The sequence below is a fragment of the Rhodobacter ferrooxidans genome (assembly GCF_000176015.1).
Lineage (GTDB): Bacteria > Pseudomonadota > Alphaproteobacteria > Rhodobacterales > Rhodobacteraceae > Pseudorhodobacter_B > Pseudorhodobacter_B ferrooxidans.
Map to the genome: position 1 here is coordinate 1 of NZ_ACYY01000051.1, position 918 is coordinate 918.

Genomic DNA, 918 nt, shown 5'->3' on the forward strand with positions numbered 1-918 from the left:
GGTCGCCACCGCCGCCGCACATGACTCTGGCCCCATCGCTTTCCGCTTTCCGCGCGGCGACGGCACCGGCGTCGAGATGCCCGAACGCGGCATCCCGCTGGAGATCGGCAAGGGCCGGATGATCCGCAGGGGTCGCGCGCGGCGATCCTGTCCTTCGGCACCCGCCTGTCCGAAGTGCTGGTGGCCGCCGAAGCGCTGGCCGCCCGCGGCATCGCGCCAACGGTCGCCGACGCCCGCTTTGCCAAGCCCTTGGACCGCGACCTGATCCTGCGGCTGGCGGCAGAGCACGAGGCGCTGATCACCATCGAGGAACGGTGCCGTTGGCGGTTTCGGCAGCCATGTGGCGCAGCTTCTGGCCGAGGAGGGCGTGTTCGACACCGGGCTGAAGTATCGTTCCATGGTGCTGCCCGACACCTTCATCGACCAGGCCAGCCCCGAGGCGATGTATGCCGTCGCCGGCATGAACGCCGCCGATATCGAGGCGAAAGTGCTGCAAACCCTGGGCGTGGCGGTGGTGGGGAAACGGGCGTAGGCGGTGCCCGTTCCCGATTATGAAACGATGATGCTGCCGGTTCTTCGGCTTTTTGCCGAAGGGGCCACCAATGTCAGCGCCTGCCTTCCGGCACTAAAGGCCCAGTTCGGCATTTCCGATCAGGAAGCTGACGAGCTGCTTCCCAGCGGCACCATGACCTATCTGTCAAACCGCGCGCATTGGGCCAGAACCTATCTTTCCAAAGCCGGATTGCTAAGTTCACCCAGACGCAACCAGCATGTCATCACCGAAAAGGGCCAGCGGTTTCTGGCGACACATCCGGCAAGGATCGACAATACGGTTCTGGCGCAGTTCGACGATTTCCAGAGCTGGGTTTCAAAGCCCAGGACGCCATTGGACCCCGATGGCCGACGCCCAGCGCGCCG

1 protein-coding gene and 1 pseudogene are annotated in these 918 nt (G+C 64.9%); both read left to right on the forward strand.

All coding sequences use genetic code 11. The features are described 5' to 3' along the window. Positions 1 to 532, forward strand: a pseudogene (locus tag RSW2DRAFT_RS17680) (transketolase C-terminal domain-containing protein); the annotation flags it as partial. A 3-nt stretch (positions 533 to 535) separates the two neighbouring features. Beyond that, positions 536 to 918: winged helix-turn-helix domain-containing protein (locus RSW2DRAFT_RS16980; RefSeq protein ID WP_198008136.1), on the forward strand; the 383-nt coding region annotated here is incomplete at its 3' end.